Source organism: Rhizobium alarense, from assembly GCF_021555155.1.
GTDB classification, from domain to species: Bacteria; Pseudomonadota; Alphaproteobacteria; order Rhizobiales; family Rhizobiaceae; genus Rhizobium_D; species Rhizobium_D alarense.
This window is the reverse complement of the sequence record NZ_JAKGBU010000049.1, coordinates 1-17,163: the sequence shown is the minus strand read 5'-3', so window position 1 is coordinate 17,163 and position 17,163 is coordinate 1. Positions and strand designations below refer to the sequence as shown.

Sequence of the window (17,163 nt, the reverse complement as noted above, 5' to 3'; positions counted from 1 at the left end):
GCCGGCCGGCGGCGAGCGCCCGGTTGATCGATTCGGCCGCGTCGCGGCCCTGCGCCACCGAGGTGACCGTCAGGTCCTCGCCGGCCTTGACGCAGTCGCCGCCGGCCCAGACCCCCTCGATCGAGGTACGGCCTTCCGGATCGACGGCGATGCGGCCGGCTTCGAGCACGAGCGCGCCGAGGCCCGAGGCTTCGAAGGACTGCCCGATCGCCTTGAAGATCTGGTCGGCGGCCAGAATGCCGGTTTCGCCGGTGCCGGCGAGTTTGCCGTCACGCATCTCGGTATACTCGACCTCGATGCCGGCGACGTGCCCGTCGCGGGCGACGACGCGCTTCGGCTGCAGCCAGTGACGGATCATCACGCCCTTGGAGGTGGCGAGATCCTGCTCGAATTCGGACGCGTTCATGTGCTCCTTGCCGCGGCGGTAGCAGATCGTCACCTCCTCCGCGCCGAGCAGTTTTGCCTGCACGGCGGCGTCGATCGCCGTCATGCCGCCGCCGATGACGACGACGCGCCGGCCAACCGGCACCGCCGCCTTGTCCGTCGCCTGGCGCAGCTCCGCGATGAAGTCGACGGCGTCCTGCACGCCGGGCAGCGTCTCGCCCTCGGTCCGCAACGCGTTGACCCCGGCAAGCCCCATGCCGAGGAAGACGGCGTCGAAATTCTGGGTCAGGTCGGCGAGCGTGAAGTCGCGGCCAAGCGAAAGACCGGTCTTCACGTCGATGCCGCCGACGCCGAGCACATAATCGACTTCCTGCTGTGCGAAGTCGTCGACGGCCTTGTAAGTGGCGATGCCGTACTCGTTGAGGCCGCCCGGCTTTTCGCGCGCGTCGAAGACGATCACGTCATGGCCCTTGACGGCGAGACGGTGGGCGCAGGCAAGGCCCGCCGGCCCCGCCCCGACGACGGCGACCACCTTGCCGGTCCGTTCGGCGCGCCCGTAGAACTGCCTGTTCTCGCGTATCGCCACGTCGGTCGCATAGCGCTGCAGGCGGCCGATCTCGACGGGACGGTGCTCGGCCGTGTTGCGCACGCAGACCTGTTCGCAGAGCGTCTCGGTCGGACAGACGCGGGCGCACATGCCGCCCAGGATATTCTGGTCGAAGATGGTCTTCGCCGAGCCGATCGGATTGCCCGTCGCGATCTGGCGGATGAACAGGGGTATGTCGATGGAGGTCGGACAGGCCGTCATGCAGGGCGCGTCGTGACAGAAGTAGCAGCGATCGGCGGCGACCAGCGCCTCATGGTCATCGAGCCGCGGATGAAGGTCGGAGAAATTGGCCTCGTATTCCGCTGGCGATAGTCGACCCGGATGGATCCCAGTTGCAGTCGTTCCCATTGTTATCTCCCAAATGTCGAGCTTTGGATGACAGAACGGTAACCCAGGTTTATTTTTTTATCAAACGGTAAATTTTCAATTTGAAACTCCGGTAGATCAGGGCTTCGAGCGGAAAAAACACCCCGAAAACATGAGCGTTTTAGTTCTGTTTAAAGGGTGGGCCGCCGGTCGCGAGGGCATGCGCCGGCGGCCGGTCGTCCCTCTCTGCCGACATGCCGTTTGACAGCGGGGCCGGATTGATGGCAGCACATTCAGTCGCGGAACAAGGGTGGCGGAATGGCAAGACGGTCGGATACGGTGGGCAGGCTGGACGACGCGGCACGCGCCGGTTGGCTCTATTATGTCGCGGGCCGCACCCAGGACGAGGTCGCCGCCGCCATGGGCATTTCGCGGCAGTCCGCACAACGCCTGGTTTCGCTCGCCGTCGCCGAACGGCTGATCAAGGTTCGTCTCGACCATCCGATTGCCGAGTGCCTGGAACTCGGTGAACGGCTCAAGGACAAGTTTTCGCTAACCCATGTCGACGTCGTGCCGAGCGACCCCGGGTCGACGTCGACGACGATCGGCATCGCGGAGGCGGGGGCCGCCGAGATCGAACGTTGGCTGAAGAAGACCGATCCGATCGTGCTGGCCGTCGGAACCGGGCGCACGCTGAAGGCGGCGATCGACCAGTTGCCCGCCATGGAATGTCCGCAGCATCGCATCATGTCGCTGACCGGCAATATCGGCCCGGACGGTTCTGCCGCCTACTACAACGTCATCTTCTCCATGGCGGATGCCGTGAAGGCGCGGCACTTTCCCATGCCGCTGCCGGTGCTGGTGTCGTCGAGCGAGGAGCGCGATCTCCTGCACAAGCAGAGCCTCGTTCAGTCGACGCTGCAACTGGGGCGCGAGGCGGATGTCGCCTTCGTCGGCGTCGGCGAACTCGGCACGGATGCGCCGCTCTGCCTCGACGGCTTCCTCGACGCCGCGGAGATGGCGCGGCTGATGGACGAGGGGGCCGCGGGCGAGATTTGCGGCTGGATGTTCGACCGCGACGGACGCCTGCTCTCCGGCAGCATCAACGAGCGTGTCGCGTCTGTTCCGCTTCCGCCCCGCGAGACGACGGCGGTGATCGGCATCGCCAAGGGCAGGCGCAAATATCCGGCGATTCTCGCCGCCCTCCGCGGCCACATGATCAATGGCCTCATTACCGACGAGGCGACCGCGCAATATCTCCTGGCGGAGTGACCCCAGACCGGGGCGCCTGTCCTTCGCGCCGCCGTTTTTTACAATTGTCCTAATGAAAACAGATGGATGATGCTTGCCTTCGGCAGTGCAGCATCGAATCCGCATTGACTTTGCACGCGATTGAGTGAGTAATTGCCCATGAGCGAAGCAAATGCTCACAACCCTTCTGGGAGGAAGATGATGAATTTGAAGACCCTTCTGCTGGGCACCTGCTCGGCCGTCGTCCTGTTGTCGTCCGCGTATGCGGAAACCCTCACGATCGCCACCGTCAACAACGGCGACATGATCCGCATGCAGGGCCTGACCGACGATTTCACCACAAAGAACCCGGACATTCAGCTCGAGTGGGTGACGCTCGAGGAAAACGTGCTGCGCGAACGCGTCACGACCGACATCGCGACCAAGGGCGGCCAGTACGACATCATGACGATCGGTACCTATGAGGTTCCGATCTGGGCAAAGCAGGGCTGGCTGGTCGCGCTCGACAATCTCGGCGGGGACTATGACGTCGACGACCTGCTGCCGGCCATCCGCTCGGGCCTGACCGGCGAGGACGGCAAGCTCTATGCGGCACCGTTCTACGGCGAATCCTCCTTCATCATGTACCGCAAGGATCTGATGGAGAAGGCAGGGCTGACCATGCCCGACGCTCCGACCTGGGAATTCGTCGCCGACGCCGCCCGCAAGATGACCGACCGTTCGGCCGACATCAACGGCATCTGCCTGCGCGGCAAGGCCGGCTGGGGCGAGAACATGGCCTTCCTGACGGCCACCTCGAACGCCTTCGGGGCGCGCTGGTTCGACGAGAACTGGAAGCCGCAGTTCGACCAGCCGGAATGGAAGAGCACGCTCGACTTCTACGTCAAGCTGATGAACGACGCCGGCCCGCAGGGCGCGTCCTCGAACGGCTTCAACGAGAACCTGGCGCTCTTCCAACAGGGCAAGTGCGGCATGTGGATCGACGCGACGGTTGCCGCATCCTTCGTGTCCAATCCGACCGAATCGACGGTTGCCGACAAGGTCGGTTATGCGCTCGCTCCCGACACGGGTCTCGGCAAGCGGGGCAACTGGCTCTGGGCCTGGAACCTCGCGATCCCGGCAGGCTCGCAGAAGACGGAAGCCGCGGAGAAGTTCATCGCATGGGCGACCAGCAAGGAGTACACCAAGCTCGTCGCCGAGAAAGAAGGCTGGGCAAACGTGCCTCCGGGCACGCGCACCTCGCTCTACGAGAATGCCGACTACCAGGCGGCGGCACCCTTCTCCAAGATGACGATCGACTCGATCAATGCCGCGGACCCGAAGAACCCGACGGTCAAGCCGGTTCCTTATGTCGGCGTGCAGTTCGTGGCGATCCCGGAGTTCCAGGGTCTCGGCACGACGGTCGGCCAGCTCTTCTCGGCCGCGCTCGCCGGCCAGATGTCGGTCGATGACGCGCTCGCCCAGGCGCAGCAGGTGAGCGAGCGCGAAATGATGCGCGCCGGCTACATCAAGTAAGACGGTTCCTCCCCAAGGAAGGGCTGCCCGGACGTGGTCCGGGCAGCCAAACAGGAACCTTGCCGCCGGTTGGTGCCGACCGGCATCAACCGGCGGCCTTTTCGGCATGCTTGCGAGGCCTTCGGCTGCATGATGTGCTGCCGGACGACGCTGGAGCCGGCCCGCAGAATGGCCGGTACATCGGGAGGATAGAGTTATGGCGACTGCGAACACCCGTGGTTTGGCGCGTCTGATGATGGCGCCATCGGTTGGGCTTCTTTTCATCTGGATGATCGTGCCGCTGGCGATGACGCTGTGGTTCTCGTTCCAGAACTACAACCTGCTCAATCCGGGGAACGTGAGCTGGACGGGGCTGTTCAACTACCGCTTCTTCTACACCGACCCGGCCTTCTTCCAGTCGATCTGGAACACGCTCGTCATCGTCGGCGGCACGCTGATCATCACCGTCCTCGGCGGTGTCGCGATCGCGCTGCTGCTTGACCAGCCGATGTGGGGGCAGGGGATCGTGCGCATCATGATCATCTCGCCGTTCTTCGTCATGCCGCCGGTGGCGGCCCTTGTCTGGAAGAACATGATCATGCATCCGGGCTACGGGGTGCTCGCCGACATCAACCGCGCCCTCGGCTTCCAGCCCGTCGACTGGTTCGCGCAGTATCCGCTCCTCGCGATCGTCATCATCGTCTCCTGGCAATGGCTGCCGTTTGCGACGCTGATCCTGCTCACCGCCCTGCAGTCGCTCGACGGCGAGCAGAAGGAGGCGGCCGAGATGGACGGCGCTAACTTCCTCAACCGCTTCATCTATCTCACGCTGCCGCACCTGGCGCGCGCCATCACCGTCGTCATTCTGATCGAGACGATCTTCCTGCTCGGCGTCTATGCGGAGATCCTGGTCACGACCAATGGCGGGCCCGGCTACGCATCCACCAACCTCGCCTTCCTGATCTACCGCACGGCGCTTCTCGGCTATGACGTCGGCGGCGCTTCGGCGGGGGGCATCATCGCCGTCATCCTGGCCAATATCGTCGCGATCTTCCTGATGCGCGCCGTCGGCAAGAACCTGGACAAGTAGGAGGGGACCATGGCCCGTGCAGTCTCGACCCGCCGGATGGCCGTTGCAACGATCGCAGCCTGGATCGTTGCGCTGATCATCTTCTTCCCGATCCTCTATACGCTCATCACCAGTGTGAAGAGCGAGTCGGAGGCGATCCAGGGCTTCAACCTCGTGCCGTCCTTCACCTTCGAGAACTACGTGACGGTGCAGACGCAGCGCGACTATTTCAAGCCCTTCATGAACTCGGTGGTGCTGGCGGTCGGCTCGACGCTGCTGGCGCTGCTCATCGCCGTCCCCGCGGCCTGGTCGATGGCCTTCTCGCCGACGAAGCGTACGAAGGACATCCTGATGTGGATGCTGTCGACCAAGATGATGCCGGCCGTCGCCGTGCTGGTGCCGATCTACCTCATCTTCCGCGACACCGGGCTTCTCGACACCCGTTTCGGCCTGACGGTGATGCTGACCCTGATCAACCTGCCGATCGTCGTCTGGATGCTCTACACCTATTTCCGCGAAATTCCGGGTGAAATCCTGGAGGCGGCGCGCATGGACGGCGCCTCGCTGTTCGACGAGATCGTCTACGTGCTGACGCCGATGGCGGTGCCGGGCATCGCGTCGACCATGCTGCTCAACATCATCCTCGCATGGAACGAAGCGTTCTGGACGATCCGCCTGACGACGACGAACGCGGCGCCGCTGACCGCCTTCATCGCCTCGTTCTCCAGCCCGCAGGGCCTGTTCTGGGCGAAGCTCTCGGCCGCCTCGACGCTCGCCATCGCGCCGATCCTCATCATGGGATGGTTCTCGCAGAAGCAGCTTGTCCGCGGCCTCACCTTCGGCGCCGTGAAGTAACAAACGAAAGACCGGGGAGGGACCCATGGGCAAGATCATCCTGAAAAAAGTCAACAAGAGCTTCGGCGCGACACAGGTCATCCCGGGCATCGACCTGACCATCGAGGATGGCGAGTTCGTCGTCTTCGTCGGCCCGTCGGGCTGCGGCAAGTCCACGCTTCTGCGCCTCATCGCCGGGTTGGAGGACACGACGAGCGGTACGATCGAGATCGACGGCCGCGACGTGACCGGCGCGGCGCCCGCAAAACGCGGCCTCGCCATGGTGTTCCAGTCCTACGCGCTCTATCCGCATATGACGGTACGCAACAACATCGCCTTCCCGCTCAAGATGGCGAAGGCCGACAAGGAACTGATCGACAAGAAGGTGACGGAGGCCGCACGGGTCTTGAACCTTACCAGCTACCTGGAACGGCGGCCGGGCCAGCTCTCAGGCGGCCAGCGCCAGCGCGTGGCCATCGGCCGGGCGATCGTGCGCGAGCCGTCGGCCTTTCTCTTCGACGAGCCGCTGTCGAACCTCGACGCGGCATTGCGCGGCACGATGCGCCTCGAGATCAGCGAGTTGCATCACCAGTTGAAGACGACGATGGTCTACGTGACGCACGATCAGGTCGAAGCCATGACGATGGCCGACAAGATCGTCGTACTCAACGCCGGCAATATCGAGCAGGTCGGTTCGCCGCTCGACCTCTACAACAAGCCCGACAACCTCTTCGTCGCCGGCTTCATCGGTTCGCCGCGTATGAACTTCGCGACAGGAGCCGTCGCCGAACCCTATGGCGCCCACACGGTCGGCATCCGCCCGGAACATCTCCGGATGTCCAAGGATGCCGGCGCCTGGAAGGGGACCGTCGGCGTCGCCGAGCATCTCGGCTCCGACACCTTCCTGCATGTCCATGTCGACGGCATCGGCATGGTGACCGTCCGGACCTCCGGCGACGTCCCGGTCTCGCACGGCGACCAGGTCTTCCTGACCCCCGAGGACGCTCGCATCCACAGGTTCGACCAGAAGGGAACGGCTTTGCGATGAAGAGGCTGGATGGCAAGAGCGCGCTGATCACGGGATCGGCGCGCGGCATCGGGCGTGCCTTCGCCGAAGCCTATATCCGCGAAGGCGCCCGCGTCGCGATCGCCGACATCAACATCGAACGCGCCCAGCGCACGGCCGCCGAGATCGGTGCCGGCGCCTATGCGGTGGAGATGGACGTCACGAGCCAGCCCTCGATCGATGCAGCGGTTGCCGCCTGTGTGAAGGAAGCCGGCGGCATCGACATCCTCGTCAACAATGCCGCGCTTTTCGACCTCGCGCCGATCGTCGAGATCACGCGCGAAAGCTACGACAGGCTGTTTTCGATCAACGTTTCCGGCACGCTCTTCACCCTGCAGGCGGTGGCCAGGCAGATGATCGCGCGGGGCAGGGGCGGCAAGATCATCAACATGGCGAGCCAGGCAGGCCGTCGCGGCGAGGCGCTGGTCGCCGTCTACTGCGCCACGAAGGCGGCCGTCATCAGCCTGACCCAGTCGGCGGGGCTGAACCTGATCAGGCACGGCATCAACGTCAACGCCATCGCGCCCGGCGTGGTGGACGGCGAGCACTGGGACGGCGTCGACGCGATGTTCGCCAAATACGAGAACCGTCCGCTCGGCGAGAAGAAGCGGCTGGTCGGCGCGGAGGTTCCCTTCGGCCGCATGGGCACGGCCGAGGATCTCGTCGGCATGGCGATCTTCCTCGCGTCCGCCGAGAGCACCTACGTGGTCGCCCAGACCTACAATGTCGATGGCGGCAACTGGATGAGTTGAGGCCCGCGGCACGCGGACCCGCAAAGCAATGACCGGAGACGACGTTCCGTCTCCATCCGGAAGGAACTGACGATGACCACGAAACTGTCGCTCGCGAATCTCGGGGAGATCGCAAAGACCGCCGGCGTGCCGTCCTACGGTCGTTCGGCGCTGACGCCGGGGATCGTGCATTTCGGGGTCGGCAACTTCCATCGTGCGCATCAGGCCGTCTATCTCGACGACCTCTTCAATCTTGGAAAGGCCCATGACTGGGCGATCATCGGCGCGGGCGTCCTGCCGTCGGACGAGGCGATGCGCGCCAAGCTCGAGGCCCAGGACTTCCTGACGACGGTCGTCGAGCAGGACAACAGCCGCACTGGCGCTCATGTCACCGGCGCGATGATCGGCTATCTCAGGCCGGGCGATCACGCGGCAACGGTGGCGCAGCTTGCCGATCCCGCGATCCGGATCGTCTCGCTGACGATCACCGAAGGCGGCTATTTCATCGATCCGGCATCCGGCGTGTTCAATCCCTCGCATCCCGCCATGGTCGCCGATGCGGAACATCCGGACACGCCGAAGACCGTCTTCGGCCTCATCATCGCGGGCCTCAGGGCGCGCAAGGCAAAGGGGCTCGCCCCCTTCACGGTAATGTCCTGCGACAACATTCCCGGCAACGGGGAGGTGACGCACGCGGCCGTTTGCGGCCTTGCGCGCCTGTCAGATCCGATGCTTGCCGACTGGATCGACGCCAATGTCGCCTTTCCGAACGGCATGGTCGATCGTATCACGCCGGCGACCGGCGCGAGGGAGATCGGTATCGTTGCCTCCGACTACCACATCGACGACGCCTGGCCGGTCTTCTGCGAGGAGTTCAAGCAGTGGGTCCTGGAAGACCGCTTCCCCGAGGGGCGCCCGGCGCTGGAAGAGGTCGGCGTCCAGTTCGTGCCCGACGTCGCACCCTACGAGCACATGAAGATCCGCATCCTCAACGGCGGGCACGCGGCGATCGCCTATCCGGCGGCGCTGATCGACATCCACTTCGTCCATGAGGCAATGGCGGATCCGGACATCCGCGCCTTCCTCGCCAAGCTCGAGCGCGAGGAGATCATTCCGGTGATCCCGCCGGTGCCGGACACGAGCCTCGACGACTATTTTCAGCTCATCGAGCGGCGCTTCTCGAACCCGAAGATCGCAGACACGATCCCGCGCCTCGCGCAGGACGGATCGAACCGTCAGCCGAAATTCATCCTGCCGTCGACGGCCGACCGGCTTCGCCGCGGCGAGGACGTCGTCGGGCTGTCGCTCGTCTCGGCACTCTGGTGCCGCTATTTCGCCGGTACGTCGGACAGTGGCAAGCCGATCATGTTCAACGATGCGAGCGCCGATCGGCTGCAGGATGCCGCCCTGATGGCGAAGCACGATCCGGGGGCATTCCTTGCGCTGTCGGACATTTTCGGCGAGGTTGCGGCCTCCGAGCTGTTCCGGCGACGATTCGACAGGGCGCTGAGGACACTTTGGGAAAAGGGGACGCGCGCAACGCTCCAGCTCTATCTGGCTGACGGGCTTGCCGGCTGAGGCCGGCGAGCGGGATGGCTGTGCGCGGCTCGAACGCAATGCGGGACCGGATTGATGGCCGCCACGGCGACGGAACTTGTGATTTTCGACTGTGACGGCGTGCTCGTCGACAGCGAGCCGATCTCGATCGCGGTGCTCGTCGCGGCGCTGCAGGCCGCCGGGGTGACAATGAGCGAGGACGAGGCCCACGAGCGCTTCCTTGGCAAGAGCCTCAAGACCATGTCGGAGATCCTGCACGAGGACTACGGTCTCGCCATCGACGACCGTTTCCTCGAGGAGATGCGCAAGCGTCTCTACGCGCGGTTCAGGACAGACCTCAGGCCGATCGAGGGCATCCGCGACGTGATCGACCGGCTCGCTGTTCCGCACTGCGTCGCCTCGTCCAGCCAGCCCGAGCGCATTCGGCTGTCGCTGTCCGTCACCGGCCTTATCGACTGTTTCGAACCCAACATCTTCAGTGCCAGCATGGTCGCGCACGGCAAGCCGGCACCCGACCTCTTCCTGCATGCAAGCGCCTGCATGGGGGTGGCGGCGGAGCACTGCGTCGTCGTGGAGGACAGCCCGGCGGGAATCCAGGCCGCCAAGGCGGCGGGCATGCGGGTGCTTGCCTTCGCCGGCGGTTCGCACGCGCGCGGTGCACGCCACCGCGACGCGCTGGCCAGCCTCGACCCCGATCTCCTGTTTGACGACATGCGGGATTTGTTACAGTTTGTCGCCAAAGAAAAAGGCGACGGGAAACCTCTTTGATGCGCGACCTGATCGTGGCGGTGGACATCGGGACCGGCAGCGCGCGCGCCGGCGTGTTTGACCGTAGGGGCACGCTGCTGGCGCGCGCCGATCACCCGATCGCCATGCGCCGTTCCCGCGAAAACCACGCCGAGCACGATTCGGAGGATATCTGGCGCGCGGTCTGCCATTGTGTCCGCGCGGCGCTTGCCGAGGCCGGCGAGGATCGCAGCCGAGTCGCGGCGCTCGGCTTCGACGCGACCTGCTCGCTCGTCGTGCGCGATCGCGACGGCGCGCCGCTTGCCGTCTCCGGCGCCGGCGGCGAGACGCGGTGGGACACGGTCGTCTGGCTCGACCATCGGGCGCTGGCCGAGGCAGATTTCTGCACCCGTTCGGGTCATCCCGTGCTCGACCACTCCGGCAAGGTGATGTCGCCGGAAATGGAGATGCCGAAGCTGATGTGGCTGAAGCGCCGCTGCCCGGAGCAATGGCAGAAGGCCGGCTATTTCTTCGATCTTGCCGACTTCATGACGTGGAAGGCGACTGGCTCGCTCAGCCGCTCCCGCTGCACCATCACGGCGAAGTGGAACTATCTCGCCCACGAGACACAGGGCTGGCGCGCCGACTTCCTCAAGCTCATCGGCCTCGAGGATCTGCAGGAGCGCGGCGCGCTGCCGGACGAAACGCTGCCGGTCGGCGCGGCCGTCGGACGGCTGACGCCCGCGGCGGCGGCGGCGCTCGGCCTCGATACGGAGTGCCTCGTCGGCACCGGTCTCATCGACGCCTATGCCGGCACGCTCGGTGTCGTCGGCGCCTTTGCGTCGGATCCGGAGGCGATGGAGCGACAGCTCGCGCTCATCGGCGGCACGTCGAGCTGCATCGTCGCCTTTTCCCGCGAGAAGAAATTCGGCTTCGGCATGTGGGGCCCCTACTACGAGGCTGTCCTGCCGGGCTGGTGGCTGGTCGAAGGCGGCCAGTCGGCGACAGGAGCGCTGCTCGATCATCTGGTGCGCACGCACAGCGCCGGCGGAGAGCCGGTTTCTGCCACCCACATGCGCATCGCTTCGCGCATCCGCGAGTTGCAGGCGGAGGAGGGAGCGGCCTTTGCGGAGAGGATGCATGTCCTGCCGGACTTCCACGGCAACCGTTCGCCGCTCGCCGATCCCCATGCGCTCGGTGTCATCAGCGGACTTTCGCTCGATCCGTCCTTCGATGGACTCTGCCGGCTCTATTGGCGCACCTGCGTCGCAATCGCGCTCGGCATTCGCCACATCCTCGACAAGCTGGGCGAATGCGGCTACGCCCTCGACACGCTGCATGTAACGGGCGGGCATGTGAAGAACCCGCTCCTGATGGAACTCTACCGCGACGTGACGGGGTGCCGCGTCGTGGTGCCGAAGACCAACGATGCGGTCCTGCTCGGCACGGCGATGGTCGCCGCCGTCGCAGGCGGGATCTACGACGACCTCGCAAGCGCGGGTTCCGGAATGTATCCCGGCGGAGACGAATTCCTGCCGGACGCCGACCGCAAGCCGTCCTATGACCGGGACTACCGGCGGTTTCTCGCGCTCTACCGTCATCGCGCCGAACTGGACGCCATTCTCTGAGCGGCGGCTTGCCGCAAAAAATTTCGATCCGTCGGGAACCAATCCAGGCCTTCGCCGTTGTCAGTCTCGACGCTGGTACGCGCATTCCCCAATGCGAGGCCCTCTGGCCAGCGTCCGAGCCACGCAACCGTGTCCCCCTCCGGTCCGTGGACCCTCAAACAGCCAGTGCGTCTCGCGCTGGCTGTTTTTTTGCGCGCGGCGGCCGACAAGAGCGCCCGGCCGGGCGTGGGGGGAGCGTATGACGTCAGGCGGCTGCGCGGGATGGCGGCGTGAAGAGCAGCGCCTGGTTGATCAGCACCTTGATCACCTCCGGATTGAACGGCTTGCTGACCAGAAAGGCCGGTTCCGGACGTTCGCCGGTCAGCAGGCGTTCGGGATAGGCGGTGATGAAGATCACCGGAAGGTCGGCGCGCGACAGGATCGTGTTGACCGCGTCGATGCCGGAACTGCCGTCCGCGAGTTTCACGTCGGCGAGGATGAGGCCGGGCCGGCTATCGGCCCAGAGCCGCTCGGCCTCCTGCTGGGTGCGGGCGATGCCGGTCACGCGATGACCCATGCTGTTGACCATATGGGCAAGATCGAGAGCGATCAGCGGCTCGTCCTCGATGATCATGATTCCGGTCTCGGCCTGGGCGGCGATCTCTGCGAAGGCGGTGTCCAGCAGTTCGGATACCTCCTCCATGGCGGTCTCCAGGATGGTCGCCGCCTGTTTCGGGAGAAAACCTTCGACGGTGACGAGCAGCAGTGCCTGGCGCGCCCGCGGCGGTACGGCAGAGAGATCGTAAGGTGCTTCCAGCCCGGGCACAACCTGCGCCGGCCCGCTCATCGAGATCGGCAGCGATGTTATGATCCGTGTCAGGAGGCGGAACAGGCCGGCCCGGTCGTCCTCCGCCTGGAGAAAGACGGCCGGATCCGTCAGGATGGCTTCGAGCGTCGCGGCGACATAGGTGTCGCCGGAGGACTGGGCGCCGGTGAGGGCGCGGGCGTAACGGCGCATGGCCGGCAGGTGCGGTGCGATGCGGTCGGAAATCGGCATGTGACCCCCCTGAACGTCATAGGACTGGAATTTCACTAAAGCCGGGAATGCGCGAAAGGATTTTTGGTTCCCGCATCGGAACCTTTTTCCGCACGCGACGTTGCCTCGCATACTTCACCGGGGGGTATTCACCGATTGGAAGTCAGGAAGCTAAGATTGTGAGCGGTATGGAAGATAGAACAGGCGGCAAAAGGGGCAAAAGGGCGGCGATGGGTTCCAATACCCAGATTGCAGAGAGGCTTCGCAGCTTTTATCTATCGGTGGAGGAACAGACCGTTCCCCAGCGGTTTCTCGAACTTCTCGAGCAGTTGGATGCTGTCGAGCAGGCGAGCAGGAGCAGCAGCGCGCGTATAGGCGAGTAAAGGCGGACATGGAACCGGTTACGACGAATTTCAAATGCGAACTGCTGTCCATCCTGCCGAGCCTGCGTGCCTTCGCGATCTCGCTCGTCGGCCGCCACGACCAGGCGGATGACCTCGTCCAGGACACCATCATGAAGGCCTGGGCGAAGCAGGAACAGTTCGAGATGGGCACCAACATGAAGGCGTGGCTCTTTACCATCCTGCGCAACGAACTCTACAGCAAGCTTCGCAAGCGCGGCCGCGAGGTACAGGACAGCGACGGCGTCTTCACCGAGAATCTCGCTCAGCATCCGTCGCAATACGGCTCGCTCGACATGCAGGATTTCCGCAAGGCGCTGGAGAAACTGCCGGACGAGCAGCGCGAGGCGATCATCCTGGTTGGCGCATCCGGCTTCTCCTACGAGGAAGCGGCGGAGATTTGCGGCTGCGCGCTCGGCACGATCAAGAGCCGCGTCAATCGCGCGCGGCAGAAGTTGCAGGAACTGCTGGATGTCCGCGGCGAGAGCGACTACGGCCCGGATGCCGTCTCGGCGCCGCTGACGTCGCGTGCCTTCGCTGGGTGACCGACGGGGCGATTTCGAGAAGCGGGCCGGCGGCACCGGCGGCCTGCATGGGGCTTGACAGATAAAGGAACGCCCGACGTCCCGGATCGCAACCGCTGCGGTCGGCGAGCGGGTCATTGACTTCCCATGACCGAAGAGTGGGTTTCCGCCAATCCGATCGTCACGGGCGTGTTGCGGGATACCGCGCGGCTGGAGGCGCTCGCGGCGGCGCGCGACGCGCTGTCGTCCCCCGACGCCGACTTCGACGAGATCGCCGCCCTGGCGGCCGGTCTTTTCGGCGCGCCGATCGCTCTTGTGACCCTCCTGGGCGCGACAGACCAGTGGTTCGTTTCGCGGCACGGAACGAACCAGCTGATGGCCCCCTCCGCCGATTCCTTTTGCAGCCGGCTATTGATCCAGCGCGACGTCCTCGTCGTGCTCGATGCATCGGCGGAAGAGGCATTCCGATCGCTTCCGAGCGTGGGCAATCCATCGAAACTCCGGTTCTACGCCGGTGCCCCCATCCTGCGCGGTGACCAGATCGTCGGCACCGTCTGCGTCTTCGATACCGTCTCGCGACAGGAGATCGCCTGCGATCTCGTCGAAAGGCTGCGCGGCCTCGGCCGGCTTGCCTCCTCCGTCATGCGGCTCAAGGAGGAGGCGCGTGCGCGCGCGCTCGACGCCGATGCGGTTTCCCGCCAGGAGCGCCGGCATGCCATGGCGCTCGACGCTGCCAATGTCGGAAGCTGGCTGTGGAACATCCGGACGGGCGAGGTGAGCGGCAACGCCGCGCTCCGCGACATGCTGGAGCTCGAGGATGGTCGAGAGATCAGTGCGCGCAGGGTGTTCGCGGCGATCGATCCGCTGGACCGGCATGCGACTCTCGGGCGCCTTCGCGCCGCGCTTTCGAGCGGCAAGGAATATGACGGGCTGTTCCGTGTGCGGCCTTCCGGGCGGTGGCTGCTCGGTCGCGGCCGTGTCCACGAACGCGACGCGCAGGGCCGGCCGCTCTTCTTCCTTGGCATAAACCTCGACGTGACCGAAAGCCAGGCGACGGCGGAGCGGATGCGGACCCTGTTGCGCGAGCTCAATCATCGCGTCAAGAACACGCTTGCCATGCTGCAGTCGCTGGCCCGCCAGACGCTCAGGCAGACGAGCAATCCCGCGGAATTCATGGAGGCTTTCGCGGGGCGGCTGCAGGCGATCTCCGAGGGGCACGGACTTCTCAGCGACCACGAATGGGGCACCATCCGGCTGAACGAGCTCTTGCGCGCCCAGCTCCTACCCTATGTGGAGGACTACGACCGCCAGATCGAGATCCACAAGGACGAGGTACGGCTCGGTCCGGACCAGGCGATCGGGCTCGGTCTCGTCCTGCACGAACTGACGACCAATGCGCGCCGCTTCGGTGCACTCTCCGTGCCGCGCGGCAAGGTCGTCATCACGGCGCGTGTGGCGGAAGAAGACGGCGAGCAGGTGCTGCACATGACCTGGCACGAAACGGGCGGCCCCGCCGTGCGTCCGCCGCGCCACAGGGGGTTTGGCTCCATCCTCATAGAGCGCAGCCTCGACAAGGTGCTCGGCAGCAGCGTGCATGTGGAATTTCTGCCGCAGGGCCTGACGGCCGTCATCCGCCTGCCGCTCGATCAGCGCTAGTCCTGGAACGCCGGCGATGGGAGAGAGCGTGCTCAATCGTCGCGATGCCGTCGGCGGCGCGATTTGGCGGGAAGAAGCAGCGCGAGCGCGACGCCGACGGCGGTCGCCGCAAGCGGCCGGTTCCGGGCGAGCGCAGCCGCGAGTGCGAGCATGTCGTTGCGGCTGGCGATGCGCCGCTGCCGGGCGCGTCTGCGCCTGCGGTCCCTGCGGTTGAGAAGGATCATCACGCCAATGAGGATGAGCGCTGCGAGCACGAAGCCGCCGGCGAGGCCGAAAAGTGCCGGCACGGTGCCGAAACGCGCGGCGAGCGCCACGCAGGTTGCGACCACCGAAAGGCAGTAAGCGGAGGCGAGGAAGACGACCGTGACGGCGCAGACGGCCGCGTTCCTTTTCACGCGCGTCATCGCCATGTCGAAGCGCCCTTCCACGCGGAAGAACAGGTTTTGTGCCAGTGCGGCAATGATCGAGAACATGGGGCCCGCCGCCTTACCGCGATCGTGTTTTGTCATGCGGCGGAGCCGGAGAATGCCCGGCTCCGCCCTGGTCTGCTGCATCTCATGAGGAAATCACGCCGTTCAGCGGCGGAGAAGCGCCGCAAGCACGAAGCCGGCCGCCGCCATGGCGCCGAGGGCCGCGACCGGGTGCTGCCGCACGGTCCGGCGTACCTCGCGGCCGGTGCCGCGGTAGCGATTGCGGAAATCGGCCAAGACCTCTTCGCCGGCCGAGATCAGGTCGCGGATATCGCTTTCCGCATGCTCCTTGACCTCCTCGGCCCGGTGGCGTGCGCCACGCATCTTGCGCCGGGCGCCGTCGACGCCGTGCGACGCGTCGCGCGCGACGAGCTTGGCAAGCGACGCGACATCGTCGCGAAGCTGAGCGAGCTGATCCTCAAGGGTCTGTTCCTCCTCGCGGAAGAACCTGCGCCCCTTGCCGTTGCGCGCCGAAAACAGGCCGTTTGCCATCCGGAATCTCCTTTGCCACTGTCATGGGAGGGCGTCGCAGGCCGCTCCCCATTGCCGAATCTCGTTTCGGCGGGCAAACGCGGGAATCCGTGAAAAGTTCCGGGGCGTCTAGGCCGCAGTGTGCGGCAGGACGAAGGGCGTACCATCCGGCGGCAGGCCGTTGACGCGCATGCGGCAACCGAAAACCGCCTCCATCGCGTCGTCTGTCAGCACGTCGGACGGCGGGCCGGCCAGGGCGACGCGTCCCGCCTTCATCATGACCATGCCGTCCGCGAACATGGCGGTCAGGTTGAGGTCATGCATGACGGCGATGACGCCGCCGCCGGCGGCACAATAGGAGCGTGCCAGTTGCATGATCGTCAGCTGATGGCGGATGTCGAGGCTGGAAACCGGCTCGTCGAGCAGCAGGAAGCACGGCTCGCCGTCGAGCACCGGATCCCAGATCTGGGAGAGCACGCGGGCGAGCTGCACCCGTTGCTGTTCGCCGCCCGACAGCTCCTGATAGAGGCGGCCGGCGAAACCCGAGAGGTCGACGGCTTCGAGCGCCGCGGCGGTAACCTCGTCGATGCGTCCGGCGTGGCGGTTCGGGCCGGTCGAAAGCCCCATCCGCACGATCTCGCGCACGGTGAAGGGAAAGGCGATCGCCGTCGCCTGGGGGAGCACGGCGCGCTTCGTCGCGAGCCGCCAGGGTTCGAGGCCCCGGATGTCGCGGCCGTTGATGGTGATCTCGCCGGTGCTGTCGAGTTCCCCGGCAAGCGCCTTCATCGTCGTCGTCTTGCCGCTGCCGTTGGGGCCGACGATCGCCGTGAGCTTTCCGGCGGGTGCCTCCAGCGAGATACCGTGCACGATGGGCTTGCCAGCAAGGCGCACGGAAAGGTTCTTGGCGGTGATCATGGGGCTTTCCGTTACCAGCCGTTCGTGGCGCGGCCGCGCAGCAGGACCCAGAGGAAGA

Annotated in this window: 17 protein-coding genes; 12 read left to right on the top strand and 5 right to left on the bottom strand. The window is 65.4% G+C overall.

The annotated features are described in order from the left end of the window. Positions 1 to 1,339, bottom strand: a 1,339-nt coding sequence (locus LXM94_RS15765) for an NAD(P)-dependent oxidoreductase (RefSeq protein WP_235772424.1), incomplete at its 3' end; no start/stop codon positions are given. Positions 1,340 to 1,615: 276 nt separating this feature from the next. Here LXM94_RS15765 and LXM94_RS15760 point away from each other — a divergent pair. The 9 genes from LXM94_RS15760 to LXM94_RS15720 all read left to right on the top strand — a co-directional run bounded on the left by LXM94_RS15760 (position 1,616) and on the right by LXM94_RS15720 (position 11,653). Then, on the top strand, positions 1,616 to 2,569 hold the full coding sequence (locus LXM94_RS15760) for a sugar-binding transcriptional regulator (protein ID WP_235772423.1): 954 nt from the start codon (positions 1,616 to 1,618) through the stop codon (positions 2,567 to 2,569). Positions 2,570 to 2,749: 180 nt separating this feature from the next. Further along, positions 2,750 to 4,063: an ABC transporter substrate-binding protein gene (locus tag LXM94_RS15755; RefSeq protein WP_235772422.1), complete on the top strand. Its 1,314-nt coding sequence runs from the start codon at positions 2,750 to 2,752 to the stop codon at positions 4,061 to 4,063. 196 nt (positions 4,064 to 4,259) lie between these two features. Further along, on the top strand, positions 4,260 to 5,132 hold the full coding sequence (locus tag LXM94_RS15750; RefSeq protein ID WP_235772421.1) for a carbohydrate ABC transporter permease: 873 nt from the start codon (positions 4,260 to 4,262) through the stop codon (positions 5,130 to 5,132). A gap of 9 nt (positions 5,133 to 5,141) precedes the next feature. Further along, complete coding sequence (locus LXM94_RS15745) at positions 5,142 to 5,966, top strand: carbohydrate ABC transporter permease (RefSeq protein ID WP_235772420.1); 825 nt, start codon at positions 5,142 to 5,144, stop codon at positions 5,964 to 5,966. A 25-nt stretch (positions 5,967 to 5,991) separates the two neighbouring features. Beyond that, on the top strand, positions 5,992 to 6,993 hold the full coding sequence (locus tag LXM94_RS15740) for an ABC transporter ATP-binding protein (protein WP_235772419.1): 1,002 nt from the start codon (positions 5,992 to 5,994) through the stop codon (positions 6,991 to 6,993). Beyond that, positions 6,990 to 7,763 (top strand): L-iditol 2-dehydrogenase, encoded by a 774-nt coding sequence (locus tag LXM94_RS15735; RefSeq protein ID WP_235772418.1) that lies wholly within the window; start codon positions 6,990 to 6,992, stop codon positions 7,761 to 7,763. The genes LXM94_RS15740 and LXM94_RS15735 overlap by 4 nt, the downstream gene beginning before the upstream one ends. 72 nt (positions 7,764 to 7,835) lie before the next feature. Next, a complete protein-coding gene (locus LXM94_RS15730; RefSeq protein ID WP_235772417.1) occupies positions 7,836 to 9,320 on the top strand; it encodes a mannitol dehydrogenase family protein in 1,485 nt (494 codons plus the stop codon). Positions 9,321 to 9,374: 54 nt separating this feature from the next. Then, the gene (locus tag LXM94_RS15725) at positions 9,375 to 10,067 is read left to right on the top strand and encodes an HAD family hydrolase (RefSeq protein WP_235772416.1); all 693 of its coding nucleotides are present in this window, start codon (positions 9,375 to 9,377) and stop codon (positions 10,065 to 10,067) included. Then, positions 10,067 to 11,653 (top strand): FGGY-family carbohydrate kinase, encoded by a 1,587-nt coding sequence (locus tag LXM94_RS15720; protein ID WP_235772415.1) that lies wholly within the window; start codon positions 10,067 to 10,069, stop codon positions 11,651 to 11,653. Before LXM94_RS15725 ends, LXM94_RS15720 begins: the two co-directional genes overlap by 1 nt. A gap of 244 nt (positions 11,654 to 11,897) precedes the next feature. On the opposite strand, the gene LXM94_RS15715 is transcribed toward LXM94_RS15720, so the two are convergent. After that, a complete protein-coding gene (locus LXM94_RS15715) occupies positions 11,898 to 12,689 on the bottom strand; it encodes a response regulator (RefSeq protein WP_235772414.1) in 792 nt (263 codons plus the stop codon). A gap of 47 nt (positions 12,690 to 12,736) precedes the next feature. On the opposite strand from LXM94_RS15715, the gene LXM94_RS26200 reads away from it, so the two are divergent. The 3 genes from LXM94_RS26200 (at position 12,737) to LXM94_RS15705 (ending at position 15,249) form a co-directional block, all read left to right on the top strand. After that, positions 12,737 to 13,051, top strand: a complete 315-nt coding sequence (locus LXM94_RS26200; RefSeq protein WP_329605617.1) for a NepR family anti-sigma factor — start codon at positions 12,737 to 12,739, stop codon at positions 13,049 to 13,051. Between the two features lie 8 nt (positions 13,052 to 13,059). Beyond that, positions 13,060 to 13,614 (top strand): RNA polymerase sigma factor, encoded by a 555-nt coding sequence (locus tag LXM94_RS15710; protein WP_235772413.1) that lies wholly within the window; start codon positions 13,060 to 13,062, stop codon positions 13,612 to 13,614. A 126-nt stretch (positions 13,615 to 13,740) separates the two neighbouring features. Then, entirely contained in the window at positions 13,741 to 15,249 is a 1,509-nt protein-coding gene (locus tag LXM94_RS15705) for a sensor histidine kinase (RefSeq protein ID WP_235772412.1), read from the top strand. 32 nt (positions 15,250 to 15,281) lie between these two features. Here LXM94_RS15705 and LXM94_RS15700 read toward each other — a convergent pair whose 3' ends face one another. The 3 genes from LXM94_RS15700 to LXM94_RS15690 form a co-directional block, all read right to left on the bottom strand. Continuing rightward, complete coding sequence (locus LXM94_RS15700) at positions 15,282 to 15,722, bottom strand: hypothetical protein (protein ID WP_235772411.1); 441 nt, start codon at positions 15,720 to 15,722, stop codon at positions 15,282 to 15,284. 102 nt (positions 15,723 to 15,824) lie between these two features. Further along, positions 15,825 to 16,211, bottom strand: a complete 387-nt coding sequence (locus tag LXM94_RS15695) for a hypothetical protein (protein WP_235772410.1) — start codon at positions 16,209 to 16,211, stop codon at positions 15,825 to 15,827. Between the two features lie 108 nt (positions 16,212 to 16,319). After that, positions 16,320 to 17,105: a heme ABC transporter ATP-binding protein gene (locus tag LXM94_RS15690; protein ID WP_235772446.1), complete on the bottom strand. Its 786-nt coding sequence runs from the start codon at positions 17,103 to 17,105 to the stop codon at positions 16,320 to 16,322. Between the last annotated feature and the right edge of the window lie 58 nt (positions 17,106 to 17,163).

Coding starts and splice junctions, on each gene's coding strand:
- LXM94_RS15760 (WP_235772423.1), top strand. CDS start 1,616: ATGGCAAGACGGTCGGATACGGTGGGCAGGCTGGACGACGCGGCACGC.
- LXM94_RS15755 (WP_235772422.1), top strand. CDS start 2,750: ATGAATTTGAAGACCCTTCTGCTGGGCACCTGCTCGGCCGTCGTCCTG.
- LXM94_RS15750 (WP_235772421.1), top strand. CDS start 4,260: ATGGCGACTGCGAACACCCGTGGTTTGGCGCGTCTGATGATGGCGCCA.
- LXM94_RS15745 (WP_235772420.1), top strand. CDS start 5,142: ATGGCCCGTGCAGTCTCGACCCGCCGGATGGCCGTTGCAACGATCGCA.
- LXM94_RS15740 (WP_235772419.1), top strand. CDS start 5,992: ATGGGCAAGATCATCCTGAAAAAAGTCAACAAGAGCTTCGGCGCGACA.
- LXM94_RS15735 (WP_235772418.1), top strand. CDS start 6,990: ATGAAGAGGCTGGATGGCAAGAGCGCGCTGATCACGGGATCGGCGCGC.
- LXM94_RS15730 (WP_235772417.1), top strand. CDS start 7,836: ATGACCACGAAACTGTCGCTCGCGAATCTCGGGGAGATCGCAAAGACC.
- LXM94_RS15725 (WP_235772416.1), top strand. CDS start 9,375: ATGGCCGCCACGGCGACGGAACTTGTGATTTTCGACTGTGACGGCGTG.
- LXM94_RS15720 (WP_235772415.1), top strand. CDS start 10,067: ATGCGCGACCTGATCGTGGCGGTGGACATCGGGACCGGCAGCGCGCGC.
- LXM94_RS15715 (WP_235772414.1), bottom strand. CDS start 12,689: ATGCCGATTTCCGACCGCATCGCACCGCACCTGCCGGCCATGCGCCGT.
- LXM94_RS26200 (WP_329605617.1), top strand. CDS start 12,737: ATGCGCGAAAGGATTTTTGGTTCCCGCATCGGAACCTTTTTCCGCACG.
- LXM94_RS15710 (WP_235772413.1), top strand. CDS start 13,060: ATGGAACCGGTTACGACGAATTTCAAATGCGAACTGCTGTCCATCCTG.
- LXM94_RS15705 (WP_235772412.1), top strand. CDS start 13,741: ATGACCGAAGAGTGGGTTTCCGCCAATCCGATCGTCACGGGCGTGTTG.
- LXM94_RS15700 (WP_235772411.1), bottom strand. CDS start 15,722: ATGTTCTCGATCATTGCCGCACTGGCACAAAACCTGTTCTTCCGCGTG.
- LXM94_RS15695 (WP_235772410.1), bottom strand. CDS start 16,211: ATGGCAAACGGCCTGTTTTCGGCGCGCAACGGCAAGGGGCGCAGGTTC.
- LXM94_RS15690 (WP_235772446.1), bottom strand. CDS start 17,105: ATGATCACCGCCAAGAACCTTTCCGTGCGCCTTGCTGGCAAGCCCATC.